Genomic DNA, 15,255 nt, shown 5'->3' on the forward strand with positions numbered 1-15,255 from the left:
CAATCGATGTAACGGTCATTTGACGAAAATAACGTTTTGCCTTACCCTGCGCCGCAGATCTAACCGTTGTTTATCTCTGGGACAGTGTAAAGCGTGAAGAATAGAACTCTGGGAAGTGTTTTCATCGTGGCGGGCACCACGATTGGCGCAGGGATGCTGGCGATGCCTTTGGCGGCTGCCGGGGTCGGTTTTGGCGTCACTTTTGCGTTATTGATTGGGTTGTGGGCATTGATGTGTTACACCGCGCTGTTGCTGCTTGAAGTGTATCAGCACGTCCCGGCAGACACCGGACTGGGCACGCTGGCAAAACGCTACCTGGGACGCTACGGTCAGTGGATAACCGGATTCAGTATGATGTTTCTGATGTACGCGCTGACCGCAGCCTATATCAGCGGCGCGGGCGAATTGCTCGCCTCCAGTATCAGCGACTGGACCGGCGCAGAGATGTCGCCTACCGCGGGCGTCCTGCTATTCACCTTTGTTGCCGGCGGCGTCGTTTGTGTGGGCACCTCGTTGGTCGATCTGTTTAACCGCTTTCTGTTCAGCGCCAAGATAATTTTCCTGGTGGTGATGCTGGCGCTGCTGATGCCGCACATTCATAAAGTTAATCTTCTGACCCTGCCGCTTGAGCAGGGGTTGGCGCTTTCGGCTATCCCGGTCATTTTCACCTCTTTCGGCTTTCACGGCAGCGTTCCCAGCATCGTGAGCTATATGGACGGCAACATCCGCAAACTGCGGTGGGTGTTTATTACCGGTAGCGCGATTCCGCTAGTGGCCTACATTTTCTGGCAACTGGCGACGCTCGGCAGCATCAACTCCACAACGTTTATGGGACTGCTGGCAAATCATGCCGGGTTGAATGGTTTGTTGCAGGCGCTACGGGAAGTCGTCGCCTCGCCGCACGTTGAGCTGGCGGTGCATCTTTTTGCTGACTTAGCGCTGGCGACCTCTTTCCTCGGCGTCGCACTGGGGCTGTTCGATTATCTGGCCGATCTGTTTCAACGCCGTAATACAGCCGCTGGACGGATGCAAACCGGCGCGATTACCTTTCTGCCGCCGCTGGCCTTCGCCCTCTTCTATCCACGGGGTTTTGTGATGGCGCTGGGCTATGCCGGTGTCGCGCTGGCTGTGCTGGCGCTGATCATCCCTTCACTGCTGGCATGGCAGAGTCGCAAACAGAATCCGCAGGCGGGCTATCGCGTACTGGGCGGACGCCCCGCATTAGCGCTGGTGTTTACATGTGGCATTGTGGTGATTGGCGTACAATTTCTGATTGCCGCCGGGCTGCTGCCCGAAGTGGGATAAAGAAAAAGGGGCGTCAGCCCCTTTTTGATCAGTGCAGACAGCACTGCTTGTATTTTTTACCGCTTCCACACGGACACGGATCGTTGCGGCCAACTTTCACTTCCGCTTTCACCGGCACCTGCACTGGCGTTTCCTGCGGATGCGCCATCCAGTATGCGTGCAGATCCAACGCCGCCAGGCGGATCGCCTCAACGCTTTCTTCAAACGCTTCCGGGGTCAGTTTCTCAACCACCTCGAAATTCTCTTCTGTACCGTGCAGCGCAATGGCGTCAAGAGCTGGCTTCAGTGTATCCGGTAGCGCAGACCAGTCGGAAAGCGCAACGCCGCGCATGTAGCCGAAGCACCACTCTTCCACAATGGTAATCTCACGCCCTTCAATTTCGCGCAGACCAAACAGCGGTTCAAACTGTTCCGGGAAATCATTCAACCGGTCAGCGGTGTCCGCCATATGCTGGAATGCGAGATTCATAAAACGCGTCATCTCTTTTTCAGAGGACCAGCGCGGCACATATTGCGCCCCACCCCATACGGCAACCAGCCACTGCTCTGGCTCAATTTCACGGGGTGAACTGAGTACAGCCGTCAGCAGTCCATCCAGTTCTGCCACGTCCAGAATGGCATGTTCGGTGTTGTACTTGGTCAGCACATCATCCAGCCACTCCAGTTCACTTTCGTTCAACGGTCCCGTTTTCATCATACTTGTCCTCGGTAAACACTCTCGCCAGCGGCTATCTTACATGGCGAACGAGGAAACGGATACTGATTGCCGCGTGGGACACCTCACATGTGGCAGTAATTCTACCCATCATTTCTTCCTGCAAAATAGATACGGCACATTGGCGTTTGAAAAGACATACGCGGATTGATACTCATCCACGGTCAGGGTCAATTCTCCCCCTTTCTTCAGAAAGAATTGAGATAATATCTTTTCGAATTTCTCATCGGTCACGGTATCGGAAAAGGTTTTGACAATGCGCGCTGTATGTAGGATCCGCGTTCTGAACTGCTGGGTATAGTTAAAATAGACCAGCCGATTGACATTAATCTTTGTCTCGCCATCGACTTTACCCGTAATAATGGCTATTCCTGTAGTATGATCTCTCATCACGCTGCAGGAACCGTTCCGACAAATAACCTATCCACAGAAATAGCATGCCATTGACATGGCTCGCACTACCCACGCGGGGTTAACAATAAATTCACCGCCAGACTCACGAAACCACATGAAAACAAGATTCGTAATCCCGACAAAATCGTGGGATGATTTAATACCTTCCTGCGCATGAAGGATGAAAAAATACCATACAGCATGAATACAAACAGCGTCATTAACATGAAGATCAGGCTCAATATCAACATGTTGGTTGCCGGTGCGGAGGACGTGGTTTGAATAAACTGCGGTAAGAAGGCCAAAAAGAACAGTGATAATTTGGGATTTAACAGATTGATAAATATCGCATGCAGGATGACCTTCGCGCCTGACTGAGAAACTTCGCAGTCATCAGGCTGTAACGTTGATTTCTCTTTTATAATATTCCACGCCATATACAACAGCCACACGACCCCGGCATATTTGATGACAGTGAACGCCACTTCACTGGAGTAGAAAATAGCGGCTAATCCCGTGATGGCGGCCAACATATGCGGAACAATCCCCAATGTACACCCTACGGCAGCCAGCAAACTCATTGCGACACCTCGCGATAACCCCATCGCAATGGTATAGATCGCACCGGTTCCCGGCGAAATAATCACAATAAATGAGGTTAATAAGAACTCGATACTGATCTGCATAACGTTATCCCGGGTGAACACATAATAAGAGAGTCAGTGTTTATCAGGATAACCCTGCAGATCTTGTAGAAAATTGCAGACGGTTAATCAATCATGGCGGAGCGGTATTGCCCCGGTGTTATGCCCGTCTGCTTCTGAAATGCATGAGTGAGATGGCTTTGATCGGAGAAACCGGCCATCACCGCAACATCAACCGTCCTCTTGCCCTGCGACAAGAGTTTTTTTGCCAGCCGGACCCGGGACTGCAGAAGATAAGCATGTGGTGTAATCCCCACTTCCCGGGAAAAATAGCGAATGAGCTGGAAGCGGGTGATATCGCACAGGTTGGCGAGCCCCGCGAGGGTAATATTTTCTTCCGGGGCATCATCGATGAACTCTTTTACCCGCTGAACCGTCGGAGAATACGGGATACGCTGCACGGCAGAAAGCGTATGGTGTTGCCCGGCCAGCATCAGACAACGCATGAGCATCTCTTCAATCGCCATGGTGTCCGGCTCACCAGCAGCCGACTGGCTAAAAAACTGCTGAATCATCAAACCGAGTGCGGGATCGTGAGCCACCGGTTTCAGAGTCAGATCACCTGTCGATAAGTTGGTATTCCATTCTTTTATAAAGACGTCAGGATTGATATACAGCATGTGCCAACCCCGCGGACCCGTAGCGGGGATCCCGTCGTGAATTTCGCCGGGATTGACCATGATGATATCCCCTGTTACCGCATTGACATTGCCGATATTACTCCATGAACGATGGCTTCCCTGGATGAAAACCCCGATGCCGAATTGATCATGGGAGTGACGCGGGAAAGCGCGCTCTGAATATAACGACAGTATTTCAACATCAGGGATCACACAACGGTGCTGTTTTACCTGATGAACGTCTTTTTTCATGGTCGTTCTCTCGTGACAACGGATGCAGTGAATTCCAGGTTCACTCTAAAGATACCCTTTGAAACGGAGACAGACGACCGATCTTTTACTGTTTATCGGAACGGAGCTGGTCAGGCCTAAATAAAAAGGATGCGATTCTGCTTATCGCCCGGCGTGCTTCTGGTATTTTTCCGGCGGATGACTGGAATACGTGCCACAAACCATTCCAGACTTCAATTTGAACGTTGACGCCCACCTCTGTCGCCTGTTTTGCCAGGCGGATCGAGTCATCGAGAAGTAATTCATCGCTTCCCGTCTGTATCAGGAGAGGGGGGAGCCCTGTCAGATCGCCAAAAAGGGGAGAAACCAGCGGATTCGATGTTTCAGCGTGAGAACAGTAGTATGCAACGGTTTGCCGCAAATCCTCAATACAGATCATCGGGTCCTTCTTTGCACAAGAAGAAATGCTGTCACCCGATAAGGTGTAATCAAGCATAGGAGATAACAAAAAGCCGGAATGCGGCAACGGAGAATTTTCTTTTTTCAGTAGCAGAAGCAGAGATAAAACCAATCCGCCGCCGCTTGAGTCACCGCCAAGAATGATCTCATCAGGCCGATACCCCTGCGCTAATAGCCACTGCCAGGCATATCTGGCATCCATCAAACCAGCGGGAAAGGGATTTTCAGGCGCTAATGAATAATTGAGCGTGAGGGCATTCACTTTTGCACAATGGACAATATGTCCAACCAGTTTCCGGTGTGTGATACTTGATCCCTGACTGTTACCTCCGCCATGAAGATACAGAATGACTTTCCGCTTTTCGGCCTGCGAATGTCGCACCCACTCTGCTGAAATACCCTCTTCATCGACTATTTCTGTACTGATATTTTCGGGTAACGGAACATTTATTGCCCCTTCTTCCCATATTCTTCTTTGCTCATGAAGAGGCGTGTTAAGCACAAAATCTACATTACTCGCGTAATTCCTGAAAAGTGCTTCTTTTTTGCGCTTAGCTTCAATGCTTAACATTATTTCGCCTCACTGCGAATCGGCAGACTGGAGATCAGTATACAGAAAACGCGTTCGGTTTTAGAACAACGCACTCTCGTCCATGAAATGTGTTGGCGGTCAAAAATAGCGTTTTATGTTAGGAAACTGAATTTCAGACACAAAAAAACCACCCGTAGGTGGTTTCACGACACTGCTTATTGCTTTGATTATTCTGCTTTTTCCCATGGTACCCGGAGCGGGACTTGAACCCGCACAGCGCGAACGCCGAGGGATTTTAAATCCCTTGTGTCTACCGATTCCACCATCCGGGCTCGGGAAGAAAGTGGAGGCGCGTTCCGGAGTCGAACCGGACTAGACGGATTTGCAATCCGCTACATAACCGCTTTGCTAACGCGCCTTAAATCTTTGTCTTTCGACTGACACCCGCAACTGCCGATGTCTTAATCTGGAGCGGGAAACGAGACTCGAACTCGCGACCCCGACCTTGGCAAGGTCGTGCTCTACCAACTGAGCTATTCCCGCATCATCAAGTAAATCGTTAATCACTTGATTTTACTATCGTCTGGCAATCTGTGCTGCCGTTCGATGCGTTGCATTCTACTTACCTGACGCAATGAGTCAACGATATTTTTCGCCACGTAGGATCGTTTGCTGAAATTTACGGCGAAACGATCACTGATCAAGCAAATCCCCGCGCGCGGCGTTCAGATACTGGAACATTGACCACAGTGTCAGCACCGCAGCAACGAAGAACAGCGCAATACCCGCGTACTCCACCCAGATATTCGGACGCCACAGCAGCCAGGCCAGCGCCGCCATTTGCGAAGTGGTTTTGACTTTGCCGATCCAAGAGACCGCCACGCTGCTGCGCTTACCCAGTTCCGCCATCCATTCACGCAGCGCAGAGATGATAATTTCACGTGCAATCATCGTGGCAGCCGGCAGCGTCACCCACCAGCTGTGATAGTGCTCGGTCACCAATACCATCGCAATGGCCACCAGCACTTTATCCGCAACCGGGTCGAGAAACGCGCCAAAACGCGTACTCTGGTTCCAGCGACGCGCCAGAAAACCGTCAAACCAGTCGGTCACCGCAGCGATACAGAAGATCAGCGCAGCGACGAACGGCGCCCAGGTGAATGGCAGATAAAACACCACGACAAAGAATGGGATAAGTATGACGCGAAACAGCGTAAGCAACGTTGGAATATTAAATTGCATAGTGACGGGTAACTATCTGTTGTCAGAGAATTTACCCCTATGTTGCTACAGCGGACTCAATGTTTCAACGACCAGAAGATCTTTTCTGCCAGTCCTTGCGAAATACCCGGCACTTTTGCAATTTCTTCAACGCTGGCGTTACGTAATCCTTGCAAACCGCCCATATATTTCAACAACATTTGGCGACGCTTAGGTCCAACGCCTTCGATGGTCTCCAGCGTACTGGTGTTTTTCACTTTCGCCCGTTTTTTACGGTGGCCGCCAATGGCATGATCGTGTGACTCATCGCGAATATGCTGGATCACATGCAGGGCCGGCGAATCCGGCGGCAGGCTAAATCCCTCACCTTCCGGTTCAAAGAACAGCGTTTCCAGACCGGCTTTACGGTCAGCGCCTTTTGCAACCCCTAACAGCAAAGGGTGATTTTTATCCCAGGGCACATCCAGCTCAGCGAAAACGGCCTTCGCCTGCCCCAGTTGCCCTTTTCCGCCGTCAATCAGGATCACATCCGGAATCTTACTTTCTTCGATGGCTTTACCATAACGGCGACGCAATACCTGATTCATTGCCGCATAGTCATCGCCCGGCGTGATGCCGGTGATATTGTAGCGACGGTATTCCGCACGCAGCGGCCCGTTCGCATCAAAGACCACGCAGGATGCCACCGTCTGTTCGCCCATCGTGTGGCTGATGTCGAAACATTCCATCCGTTTTACCGCTGGTAGCTTCAGTACGGTCGCCAGCGCCGTCAACCGTTGGGTAATGGTCGACTGCTGAGAAAGTTTCGTGGTCAGCGCCGTGGCGGCATTGGTCCGCGCCAGTTTCAGATAACGCGCGCGATCGCCGCGGGGTTTGGTCTGCACATTGATACGACGCCCTGCCAGTTCAGAAAGCGAATCTGCCAGCAGCGTTTTGTCGTCCAGATTGAAATCCAGCAGGATCTCGCCAGGCAATGTGCGCATCTGGCTGCCCTGGAGGTAGAATTGCCCGACGAAAGTTTCCACCACTTCGCCCAGTTCAGTCCCTCCCGGCACTTTCGGGAAATAGCTGCGGCTGCCCAGCACTTTCCCCTGACGGATAAAGAGTACGTGTACACAGGCCATCCCGGCATCAAACGCAACGCCGATCACATCCAGATCGTCACCCGCGTTGGAAACGAACTGTTTCTCCGTCACCCGACGCACGGCCTGGATCTGATCGCGTATACGCGCGGCCTCTTCGAACGCCAGATTTTGACTGGCTTTCTCCATCCGCGCGATCAGCTGGGTTAAGACCTGATCATCCTTGCCGGATAAAAACAACCGGACGTAGTCAACCTGCTGCGCATACTCTTCTTCACTCACCAGACCTTCGACGCAGGGGCCCAGGCAACGGCCAATCTGGTATTGCAGACACGGTCGCGAGCGATTGCGATAAACGCTGTTTTCACACTGACGGATCGGGAAAATTTTCTGTAACAGCGCCAGCGTTTCACGGACGGCATAGCCGTTGGGAAACGGGCCGAAGTATTCGCCCCGGGTATGTTTCGCCCCACGGTGCATCGCCAGCCGGGGATGCGTATCCGCGCTGAGAAAAATAAAGGGGTAGGATTTGTCATCACGCAGCAGCACGTTATAACGCGGCTGATACAGCTTGATGTAGTTGTGCTCGAGCAGCAACGCTTCCGTTTCGGTGTGCGTCACCGTCACATCGATTTGCTGGATGAGTGCAACCAGCGCTTCGGTCTTACGCGAAGCCAGGTTGCTGCGGAAATAGCTGGAAAGCCGTTTTTTCAGGTCTTTCGCTTTACCCACATAGATAACCGTACCACCGGCATCATACATACGATAAACGCCGGGTTGACTGGTTACGGTTTTTAGGAACGCTTTCGCGTCAAACTGATCGCTCACTGGCTTGTTAACGTCTCCGCATTACACAGGCCATGGCGAATTGCCAGGTGAGTCAGCTCTACATCACCATGAATGTTTAGTTTACTGAACATACGATAGCGATAGCTGTTCACCGTTTTAGGGCTGAGATTCAACTGCTCCGAAATCTCATTAACCTTCTGACCTTTGGTGATCATCAGCATAATCTGCAATTCGCGCTCAGACAAACTGGCAAACGGGGTTTCCGTTTTTTCGGGTTCAATCTGGCTTAATGCCATTTGCTGGGCGATGTCAGAAGCAATGTATCGCTGCCCGGAATAAACCGAACGGATGGCACTTACCACTTCCTGAGGCGCGGCGCCCTTACTCAGGTAACCTGCGGCTCCGGCCTGCATCACTTTTGCTGGCAACGGGTTTTCCGTGTGAACGGTCAACATAATCACTTTAATATCGGCAGTTGAACGCGCAATTTTGCGCGTGGCTTCAAGGCCACCAATACCGGGCATGTTCATGTCCATCAACACGACGTCGACGGTGTTGGCGCGACACCATTTTACGGCATCCTCACCGCAACCTGCTTCACCGACAACTTTTATACCCTTTATATCTTCAAGAATGCGTCGTATCCCTGCGCGCACCAGTTCGTGGTCATCAACAAGAAGAACGTTGATCAAAGGAATATCTCCAGAATAGGGATAACGCTACTGATAGTGGATCGCCACTATATTAGCGGGTTTTATCTCAACTTTAAAACGTAAAAAACGTCCGGTTACCGATTTTGCTCTCGTTTTCGGAAATTAGTCTGTACGCTTTGTGGAAACTTAGGCTAAGAACAGCCAGTTACACGCACTATTTCGGGAACGAGGTTTCATAATAGTGACAAAAACTCGCTTTCTCTCGCCTAAATGCTAAATAGACAGCTAAGTTTGTAACAATAATTAACGAGTAAAATACTCGGAATAAACAATAAATGAGGAAAATATAGACTTCTTATGTTGTTGTTTAATTTAACTCCGCTGGTGTGATTTCCGATCAAAAAACAACCACTGCTATTTTTCCCTCAGCTTATGGTATACTCCGCGGCCTTAACATTTACCATCGCACATTTTTACTGAAACATTACGAGGAAAATAAATGAGTACGCCTGATTTTTCCACTGCCGAGAATAATCAAGAACTGGCTAATGAAGTCACCTGCCTGAAGGCGCTGTTAACGCTGATGCTGCAAGCAATGGGCCAGGCCGATGCAGGCCGCGTGATTCTTAAAATGGAAAAACAGATCGCGCTGGTCGAAGACGACGCGCAGGCTGCAGTATTTTCCAGCACTGTTAAGCAAATTAAACAAGCTTACCGTCAGTAAAGAAAAACCGGCTGAGAGCAGCGCTTTCAGCCGGTTTATTGTCTGCCACGCAGAACGTTTATTGTTTCAGATAAGCCCGGTCGCCGCGGCATAGCACGCAATCTGCGTCTTATTCGGCGCGTTGAACTTCTTCTGCATATTCTTCTGGTGAAAGTTAACGGTGTTTTCTGATATCGACAGAATCATCGCAATTTCAGCCGAGGTCTTTCCTTCCGCCGTCCATTTCAGAATCTCTTTTTCTCGTTTGCTAAAGCGCATTTCCGGCGCCATCACCATCTCATCTTCGAGCCGGGAGAGTACCGTTAAGCTTTCGCGTACCAGCAACTGCAGTTTCAATTCGACTTCATCGCCCGCAAACGGCGTATTACGCAGGCTCGACCGTGAGACCGAGAGAAAACCCAGCGCGCGATTTGGCAGCATGAGACACTGCGTGACCCCTTTGCGTAATCCGTGCGAACGGGCGGCATCCCACATCGTCTGTGCGTCACTGAATAATGCGTCGTTCCAGGGCAGATGTCCCTGAATGAAGTTTTCCGGCTTCAGCACGGGATCAATCGCGAAATAGTTTTCCGCCTGATATTGCGAAACCCACGCATCGGGATAAGTGGTATGAAGGGAAATTTTAGGACGCGTGAACGGAACCGGATGCCTGACACACAGCGCGTAATAATCAAATTCCAGCAATTGTGTCTGCTGCTGTAATTCGCTGTAGACGTCTTCTGCGCTTGTCATTTCGTGAAAACGTAACAGCATCGTCCGTCGCCAGGTAAAGAAATCTAAATCCTGCATACTCAGTATTCGCGCCCTTGAGAGTGATAATCATTTTAAATGTGAGAAATAACCTATCACATAAACATACGGTAGATGTATAAAATATCGGTCAGGGAACCGATTACTTGAGCGTTGTTTCAATACGCCTGTTTCACTCAGAGAAATACGTTCATAGTCATGCGACTGATATTACTATTTATGCATCTCCACCCGGCCGAAATGGGATAATCCCGGACGAGTGGAGAAAAACCAATCATTGCAGCAGAAACTTCTCAAGAAACTGACGGGTTCTCGGTTGTTGTGGATTGGCAAATAGCGCTTTGGCCGGCCCCTGTTCCACAATACGCCCCTGATCCATAAATATCGCCCGGTCCGCGACATCGCGGGCGAAGCTCATTTCATGGGTTACAATCACCATGGTGCGTTTTTCCTGCGCCAGTTGACGGATAGTGCTCAACACCTCGCCCACCAGCTCAGGATCGAGCGCAGAGGTCGGTTCATCAAACAAAATCACTTCCGGACGCATCGCCAGCGCACGGGCGATCGCCACACGCTGTTGCTGCCCGCCGGACAAGCGCCGCGGATAGCTGGTCTCTTTCCCGGCCAGCCCCACTTTCGCCAGCAGTTCCCGCGCCCGCGCCATCGCCTCTTCTTTGCCTTCGCCCTTCACGATAACCGGACCTTCAATGATGTTCTCCAGTACCGTGCGATGAGGGAAGAGATTGAAGCTCTGGAACACGAAGCCGACATGCTGACGCAACTGGCGAATAAGCGTTCGTTGCTGACTTAGCGAACGCGCCGTATCAATGGTGATGTCACCCACGGTGATCGTGCCCGCTTCCGGCTGTTCCAGCAGATTAATACTGCGCAGCAGTGTCGTTTTCCCCGACCCGCTGGGACCGATGATCGCGACCACCTCCCCCGCCTGCACTTGCAGATCGATGCCGTGCAGCACCGTCTGTCCATGGAATTTCTTGACCAGGTTTTTTACGTCGATCGCACTCATTTCGGCTCTCTCTCCTGGCGGTTCAGTTGATTTTCAAAGTAGTTCTGCAATGAAGACAGCACGGTTGCCATGATCCAGTAGATCAGCGATGCCGCCAGATACATGGTGAATACCTCCAGCGTGCGCGACGTAATCAGCTGTGCCTGACGGAACAGTTCTGGCACCTGAATGGTGGCCGCCAGCGACGTGTCTTTCACCAGACTGATAAAACTGTTGCTCAGCGGCGGCAGCGCTACTCTGGCAGCCTGCGGTAAAATGGCGCGACGCATCGTCTGCCACGGCGTCATCCCGATACTAGCTGCCGCTTCCCACTGTCCTTTGTCAATCGATGAAATCGCCGCACGCAGCGTCTCCGCGGCATAAGCTGCCGTATTGAGCGACAGGCCAATCATTGCGGACGGCACCGGATCCAGCTCAATACCAAACTGCGGCAGACCGTAATAGATCATAAACAGTTGCGCGATAAGCGGCGTACCGCGAAAAATAGAGATATAGAAGCGCGCCAGCCAGCGCAGAGGCAGCAGCGGCGACAGGCGCATCAGCGCGAGGATAAATCCCAGCAGCAGGCCGAAGAACATCCCGCCAATACTGAGTTGCAGCGTAAACACCGCCCCTTTGAGCAGATACGGCAGGGAATCAATAACCAGTTGGATACTTTCTTGCATGAGCTTATCCGAAAATTACACGTGTGGATGGTAGGCAAACAGCGCGGGCGCCCCACCAGTATGGATAAAGAGGATCGGGCCTTCGTCTTTAAAGCGTTTCTGGCTGATGCCGTCAATCAGTCCGGCCATCGCTTTTCCGGTATAGACCGGGTCGAGAAGGATCCCTTCCAGACGCGCCAACAACTTCACGGCTTCCATCCCCTCTTCGTTTGGCGTGCCGTAGCCCGGGGCATAATAGTCATCCCACAACAAAATCTCCGCCGCCGCTGTCAGTTCGAGTTCACTGGCAATAGCCTGCTGCAGCGCCGCCACTTTCGGCTTTTGATCGGCTACGCTGCGCGAAACGGTTACGCCAATCAGATCCACATCCGGCATCAGTTGCTCCAGACCAATCGCCAGCCCGGCGTGCGTTCCCGCGCTACCAGAAGCCACCACCACTGAAGAGAGCTGCACCGCGCCTTCACACTGTTGCGCGATTTCCAGCGCGCTTTCAACATAGCCTAATGCCCCCAGCGCGTTTGAACCGCCAACCGGTATGATGTAGGGACGAAAGCCCTGCGCTTCGACGCGGGTGGCCAGTTCCTGCAACTGCGCATCAGGCTGGTTTAGCGCATCGCACATTTCGACCTGGACGTTGAACAGATCCAGCAGCAGGCGGTTGCCGTTGGTGAGATAGTTTTCTGCCGTGGTGCCAATGGGGTTTTCCAGCAGCGCCACGCAGTGCAGTCCCAGCTTCGCGGCTACCGCCGCCGTCTGACGCACGTGGTTAGACTGAATCGCGCCTGCCGTGATCAGCGTATCCGCGCCTTCACGCAGCGCATCTGCGGCCAGGAACTCGAGCTTGCGCAGCTTATTACCCCCCATCGCCATCGGCGTTACGTCATCGCGCTTGATGAAAATATCCCGTCCCAGGTAGTCAGAAAAGCGCGGCAGGTATTCCAGCGGCGTCGGCGCGCCGATAAATTCCAGGCGCGGAAAGCGTGTCAGGTTGTGCAGTGGCATAAAGCCTCCGATTATTCGTTGTTGTGATGTTCTTTTTATTATGCACGTTCAAACGCATGAAATAAAAAAGGCGCTGATTAAAGCGCCTTTTTTTTCTTACTGTTCGGACTATTTCGTTACATCCGCGCCAAACCACTTCTCAGAAAGCGCCTTCAGCGAGCCGTCTTTCTGCATTTCGGCAATCGCGGCGTCTACCGCCTTCAGCAGGTCTTCGTTGCCTTTACGCAGCGCAACGCCAGACTCCTGGCAGGAGAAAGCTTCACCGGTGACCGCCAGCGTGTCTTTGGTCTTTTTAACCAGATCCAGCGCCGCCAGACGATCCACCAGAATGGCGTCGATACGGCCTACGCGCAGATCCTGATATTTCGTCGGGTCATCATCATAAGTCCGGATGTCAACGCCCTGGACGTTCTGACGTAACCACTCTTCATAGTTGGTACCCAGACCCACGCCCACTTTCTTATCTTTCAGATCGGCTGCGGTTTTAATCGCGCCTTCATTGCCTTTTTTCACCAGCGCCTGGATACCGGAAACGGTATAAGGGGTAGAGAAATCATATTTCTTTTTCCGCTCGTCGGAGATGGTGACCTGATTGATCACCACATCGATGCGTTTAGAGTCCAGAGAGGCCAGCATCCCGTCCCATTTGGTCGGTTTCAGCGTGGCTTTCACGCCCAGATGCTTCGCCAGCTCTTCGGCGAACTCCACTTCAAAGCCGGTCAATTTACCGTCATCACCCTGGAAACTGAACGGCGGATAAGTGCCTTCCAGCCCCACCAGCAGCGTGCCACGATCTTTAACCTTCTTCAGCAGACCTTCATCTGCAAACGTTTTTGCGCTCATTCCCGCGACAAGAGCCACAGCCATCACGCCCATCAACGCCTGGCGTCCCAGAAGTGCTAATTTCATATTTACCCCGAATGTTGTTATGAATGCCCGTAGTGTAGAGCGTTTATGGGTAACGACATAAATCACTCTGCTACATCTTATTCATTTTTAATATATATCAGAAGTCATCCGGAGGGAGGAATTCTGTTGCGGTTCGGGGCGAGCATGCGCTTTATATTGCGCGTACTTACGCAGTGCGATGCGATAGTTGTTGGTGCTGGTCTCCGGCAGCCACGGCGCCAGGTTTTCATCAAGATAACCGTCCTGGAGCAGATCGTGAGAAATTTTCTGCTCGCTGAGATGATTACCAAGACGGCGCAGACGGACAACATACTCGCGTACGGTTCCGTGGCTCATTTCGGTCTGTTCAAACAGGAATTGTTTAAAACCAATGATGTCGAAGAAATCGCTCTGCGTTTTGCAGTGTAAATCACCGCAGAAACGGCATAGCGCCACCCACTCTTTCTGCTCCTGCTGCCAGGCGGCTTCATCCATGAGCGTATCGAGGCGGGAAATGGCGATTTTATTGACGATCTGCCCTTTGCGCACCAGCGTGATGCGATCCAGTAGCTTGTGGCAATGAGCGCAATGCGTCTGGCTGTGTTTAAAGTCTTTGAGGTAGCGGCTTAGAGGCCGTCTTTTTGATTGCTGCACCGTCATGAGAACTCCTGGTAGTCAATACGTTGTGCGGCATTTTTCAGCGCCGACAACGTCGTTCGCTATAACTTACCCAGCTTCGTGCGTAACCGTTTTATGGCCTGACTGTGCAACTGGCTGACCCGTGACTCCCCGACTTCCAGAACCGCGCCAATCTCTTTGAGATTGAGTTCTTCCTGGTAATAGAGCGTGAGCACCAGTTGTTCGCGTTCCGGAAGTGCTTCAATGGCATCCATCACGCGCTGGCGCAAATTGCTCTCAAGGAGCTGTTGTAACGGGTTTTCCTGCTGGTGTTCTTCTGTCACCAGCTCGATACTATCGCCATGCTCTTCCCGCCACTCGTCATAGGAGAAGAGTTGGCTGTTGTTGGTATCAAGCAACATCTGACGATATTCTTCGACAGGAATCGCCAGCCGCTCCGCCACCTCCGTTTCCGTCGCGTTGCGCCCTAATTCCTGTTCCAGTTGCCCCATCGCCTGTGCCACTTCGCGGGCATTACGCCGGACACTACGCGGCACCCAGTCACGGCTGCGTAGTTCATCCAGCATCGCCCCACGAATACGCTGCACTGCGTAAGTGGTAAATGCCGTTCCTTGCAGAGCGTCATATCGGTCAACTGCATTCAATAACCCGATACCGCCCGCCTGTAGCAGATCGTCCAGTTCTACGCTCGCGGGCAAACGCACCTGCAGGCGCAACGCTTCGTGACGCACCAGCGGTACATAACGCTGCCACAGCGAGTGTTTATCCATTACACCTTCAGCGGTATACAGTGAATTCACGATAAACAGCCCTGCGTTAAATGAGTTATCGGCATGATTATCCGTTTCTGCAGGGG

The 15,255-nt window shown here is 51.9% G+C and carries 18 protein-coding genes and 3 tRNA genes; 3 read left to right on the forward strand and 18 right to left on the reverse strand.

All coding sequences use genetic code 11. From position 1 onward, the window contains the following. Positions 1-153: 153 nt before the first annotated feature. Positions 154-1,305 carry a tyrosine transporter TyrP gene (gene tyrP / locus AL479_RS23420; protein ID WP_233622948.1) on the forward strand — a complete coding sequence of 384 codons (1,152 nt, stop codon included), beginning with the start codon at positions 154-156 and terminating at the stop codon, positions 1,303-1,305. Between the two features lie 28 nt (positions 1,306-1,333). On the opposite strand, the gene AL479_RS23425 is transcribed toward tyrP, so the two are convergent. From AL479_RS23425 to uvrY, 11 genes are all read right to left on the reverse strand, one after another. Continuing rightward, complete coding sequence (locus tag AL479_RS23425; RefSeq protein WP_043000313.1) at positions 1,334-1,999, reverse strand: YecA family protein; 666 nt, start codon at positions 1,997-1,999, stop codon at positions 1,334-1,336. A gap of 111 nt (positions 2,000-2,110) precedes the next feature. Further along, positions 2,111-2,410, reverse strand: coding sequence for a hypothetical protein (locus AL479_RS23430; protein WP_061077865.1), 300 nt, complete (start codon positions 2,408-2,410; stop codon positions 2,111-2,113). A gap of 68 nt (positions 2,411-2,478) precedes the next feature. After that, positions 2,479-3,099, reverse strand: a complete 621-nt coding sequence (locus tag AL479_RS23435) for a LysE family translocator (protein WP_061077866.1) — start codon at positions 3,097-3,099, stop codon at positions 2,479-2,481. Positions 3,100-3,182: 83 nt separating this feature from the next. Next, positions 3,183-3,989, reverse strand: coding sequence for an AraC family transcriptional regulator (locus tag AL479_RS23440; protein ID WP_061077867.1), 807 nt, complete (start codon positions 3,987-3,989; stop codon positions 3,183-3,185). A gap of 85 nt (positions 3,990-4,074) precedes the next feature. Next, complete coding sequence (locus AL479_RS23445) at positions 4,075-4,998, reverse strand: alpha/beta hydrolase (protein WP_061077868.1); 924 nt, start codon at positions 4,996-4,998, stop codon at positions 4,075-4,077. Positions 4,999-5,204: 206 nt separating this feature from the next. Continuing rightward, positions 5,205-5,291 (reverse strand) — tRNA-Leu (locus tag AL479_RS23450). 12 nt (positions 5,292-5,303) lie between these two features. Continuing rightward, positions 5,304-5,377, reverse strand: a tRNA-Cys gene (locus tag AL479_RS23455). Between the two features lie 49 nt (positions 5,378-5,426). Next, positions 5,427-5,502 (reverse strand) — tRNA-Gly (locus AL479_RS23460). 150 nt (positions 5,503-5,652) lie between these two features. Continuing rightward, complete coding sequence (gene pgsA / locus AL479_RS23465) at positions 5,653-6,201, reverse strand: CDP-diacylglycerol--glycerol-3-phosphate 3-phosphatidyltransferase (RefSeq protein WP_042318323.1); 549 nt, start codon at positions 6,199-6,201, stop codon at positions 5,653-5,655. 56 nt (positions 6,202-6,257) lie between these two features. Next, on the reverse strand, positions 6,258-8,090 hold the full coding sequence (gene uvrC, locus AL479_RS23470; RefSeq protein ID WP_061077869.1) for an excinuclease ABC subunit UvrC: 1,833 nt from the start codon (positions 8,088-8,090) through the stop codon (positions 6,258-6,260). Further along, positions 8,087-8,743 (reverse strand): UvrY/SirA/GacA family response regulator transcription factor, encoded by a 657-nt coding sequence (gene uvrY / locus AL479_RS23475; RefSeq protein ID WP_043000305.1) that lies wholly within the window; start codon positions 8,741-8,743, stop codon positions 8,087-8,089. The genes uvrC and uvrY overlap by 4 nt, the downstream gene beginning before the upstream one ends. Before the next feature lie 393 nt (positions 8,744-9,136). On the opposite strand from uvrY, the gene AL479_RS24285 reads away from it, so the two are divergent. Together AL479_RS24285 and AL479_RS23485 are read left to right on the forward strand one after the other, a co-directional pair. Next, positions 9,137-9,184, forward strand: coding sequence for a hypothetical protein (locus AL479_RS24285; protein WP_418656714.1), 48 nt, complete (start codon positions 9,137-9,139; stop codon positions 9,182-9,184). Positions 9,185-9,203: 19 nt separating this feature from the next. Continuing rightward, complete coding sequence (locus tag AL479_RS23485) at positions 9,204-9,428, forward strand: DUF2594 family protein (RefSeq protein WP_042318315.1); 225 nt, start codon at positions 9,204-9,206, stop codon at positions 9,426-9,428. A gap of 66 nt (positions 9,429-9,494) precedes the next feature. On the opposite strand, the gene sdiA is transcribed toward AL479_RS23485, so the two are convergent. The 7 genes from sdiA to fliA all read right to left on the reverse strand — a co-directional run bounded on the left by sdiA (position 9,495) and on the right by fliA (position 15,199). Further along, the gene (gene sdiA, locus AL479_RS23490; RefSeq protein WP_061077870.1) at positions 9,495-10,217 is read right to left on the reverse strand and encodes a transcriptional regulator SdiA; all 723 of its coding nucleotides are present in this window, start codon (positions 10,215-10,217) and stop codon (positions 9,495-9,497) included. A 235-nt stretch (positions 10,218-10,452) separates the two neighbouring features. Further along, positions 10,453-11,205 (reverse strand): L-cystine ABC transporter ATP-binding protein TcyN, encoded by a 753-nt coding sequence (tcyN, locus tag AL479_RS23495; protein ID WP_042318311.1) that lies wholly within the window; start codon positions 11,203-11,205, stop codon positions 10,453-10,455. Continuing rightward, the gene (tcyL, locus tag AL479_RS23500; RefSeq protein ID WP_042318310.1) at positions 11,202-11,870 is read right to left on the reverse strand and encodes a cystine ABC transporter permease; all 669 of its coding nucleotides are present in this window, start codon (positions 11,868-11,870) and stop codon (positions 11,202-11,204) included. Before tcyL ends, tcyN begins: the two co-directional genes overlap by 4 nt. Positions 11,871-11,885: 15 nt before the next feature. Next, the gene (dcyD, locus tag AL479_RS23505) at positions 11,886-12,872 is read right to left on the reverse strand and encodes a D-cysteine desulfhydrase (protein WP_061077871.1); all 987 of its coding nucleotides are present in this window, start codon (positions 12,870-12,872) and stop codon (positions 11,886-11,888) included. Between the two features lie 108 nt (positions 12,873-12,980). After that, positions 12,981-13,781, reverse strand: coding sequence for a cystine ABC transporter substrate-binding protein (gene tcyJ, locus AL479_RS23510; RefSeq protein WP_061077872.1), 801 nt, complete (start codon positions 13,779-13,781; stop codon positions 12,981-12,983). A gap of 87 nt (positions 13,782-13,868) precedes the next feature. Continuing rightward, positions 13,869-14,420 carry a flagella biosynthesis regulatory protein FliZ gene (gene fliZ, locus AL479_RS23515; RefSeq protein ID WP_044257601.1) on the reverse strand — a complete coding sequence of 184 codons (552 nt, stop codon included), beginning with the start codon at positions 14,418-14,420 and terminating at the stop codon, positions 13,869-13,871. 59 nt (positions 14,421-14,479) lie between these two features. Continuing rightward, positions 14,480-15,199, reverse strand: coding sequence for an RNA polymerase sigma factor FliA (gene fliA, locus AL479_RS23520; RefSeq protein WP_044257600.1), 720 nt, complete (start codon positions 15,197-15,199; stop codon positions 14,480-14,482). Positions 15,200-15,255 lie beyond the last annotated feature (56 nt).

The sequence above is a fragment of the Citrobacter amalonaticus genome (assembly GCF_001559075.2).
Lineage (GTDB): Bacteria > Pseudomonadota > Gammaproteobacteria > Enterobacterales > Enterobacteriaceae > Citrobacter_A > Citrobacter_A amalonaticus_F.

Excerpts from the sequence above, each read along its gene's own strand:
- tyrP (WP_233622948.1), top strand. The coding sequence starts at position 154 with ATGCTGGCGATGCCTTTGGCGGCTGCCGGGGTCGGTTTTGGCGTCACT.
- AL479_RS23425 (WP_043000313.1), bottom strand. The coding sequence starts at position 1,999 with ATGAAAACGGGACCGTTGAACGAAAGTGAACTGGAGTGGCTGGATGAT.
- AL479_RS23430 (WP_061077865.1), bottom strand. The coding sequence starts at position 2,410 with ATGAGAGATCATACTACAGGAATAGCCATTATTACGGGTAAAGTCGAT.
- AL479_RS23435 (WP_061077866.1), bottom strand. The coding sequence starts at position 3,099 with ATGCAGATCAGTATCGAGTTCTTATTAACCTCATTTATTGTGATTATT.
- AL479_RS23440 (WP_061077867.1), bottom strand. The coding sequence starts at position 3,989 with ATGAAAAAAGACGTTCATCAGGTAAAACAGCACCGTTGTGTGATCCCT.
- AL479_RS23445 (WP_061077868.1), bottom strand. The coding sequence starts at position 4,998 with ATGTTAAGCATTGAAGCTAAGCGCAAAAAAGAAGCACTTTTCAGGAAT.
- pgsA (WP_042318323.1), bottom strand. The coding sequence starts at position 6,201 with ATGCAATTTAATATTCCAACGTTGCTTACGCTGTTTCGCGTCATACTT.
- AL479_RS23485 (WP_042318315.1), top strand. The coding sequence starts at position 9,204 with ATGAGTACGCCTGATTTTTCCACTGCCGAGAATAATCAAGAACTGGCT.
- sdiA (WP_061077870.1), bottom strand. The coding sequence starts at position 10,217 with ATGCAGGATTTAGATTTCTTTACCTGGCGACGGACGATGCTGTTACGT.
- tcyN (WP_042318311.1), bottom strand. The coding sequence starts at position 11,205 with ATGAGTGCGATCGACGTAAAAAACCTGGTCAAGAAATTCCATGGACAG.
- tcyL (WP_042318310.1), bottom strand. The coding sequence starts at position 11,870 with ATGCAAGAAAGTATCCAACTGGTTATTGATTCCCTGCCGTATCTGCTC.
- dcyD (WP_061077871.1), bottom strand. The coding sequence starts at position 12,872 with ATGCCACTGCACAACCTGACACGCTTTCCGCGCCTGGAATTTATCGGC.
- tcyJ (WP_061077872.1), bottom strand. The coding sequence starts at position 13,781 with ATGAAATTAGCACTTCTGGGACGCCAGGCGTTGATGGGCGTGATGGCT.
- fliZ (WP_044257601.1), bottom strand. The coding sequence starts at position 14,420 with ATGACGGTGCAGCAATCAAAAAGACGGCCTCTAAGCCGCTACCTCAAA.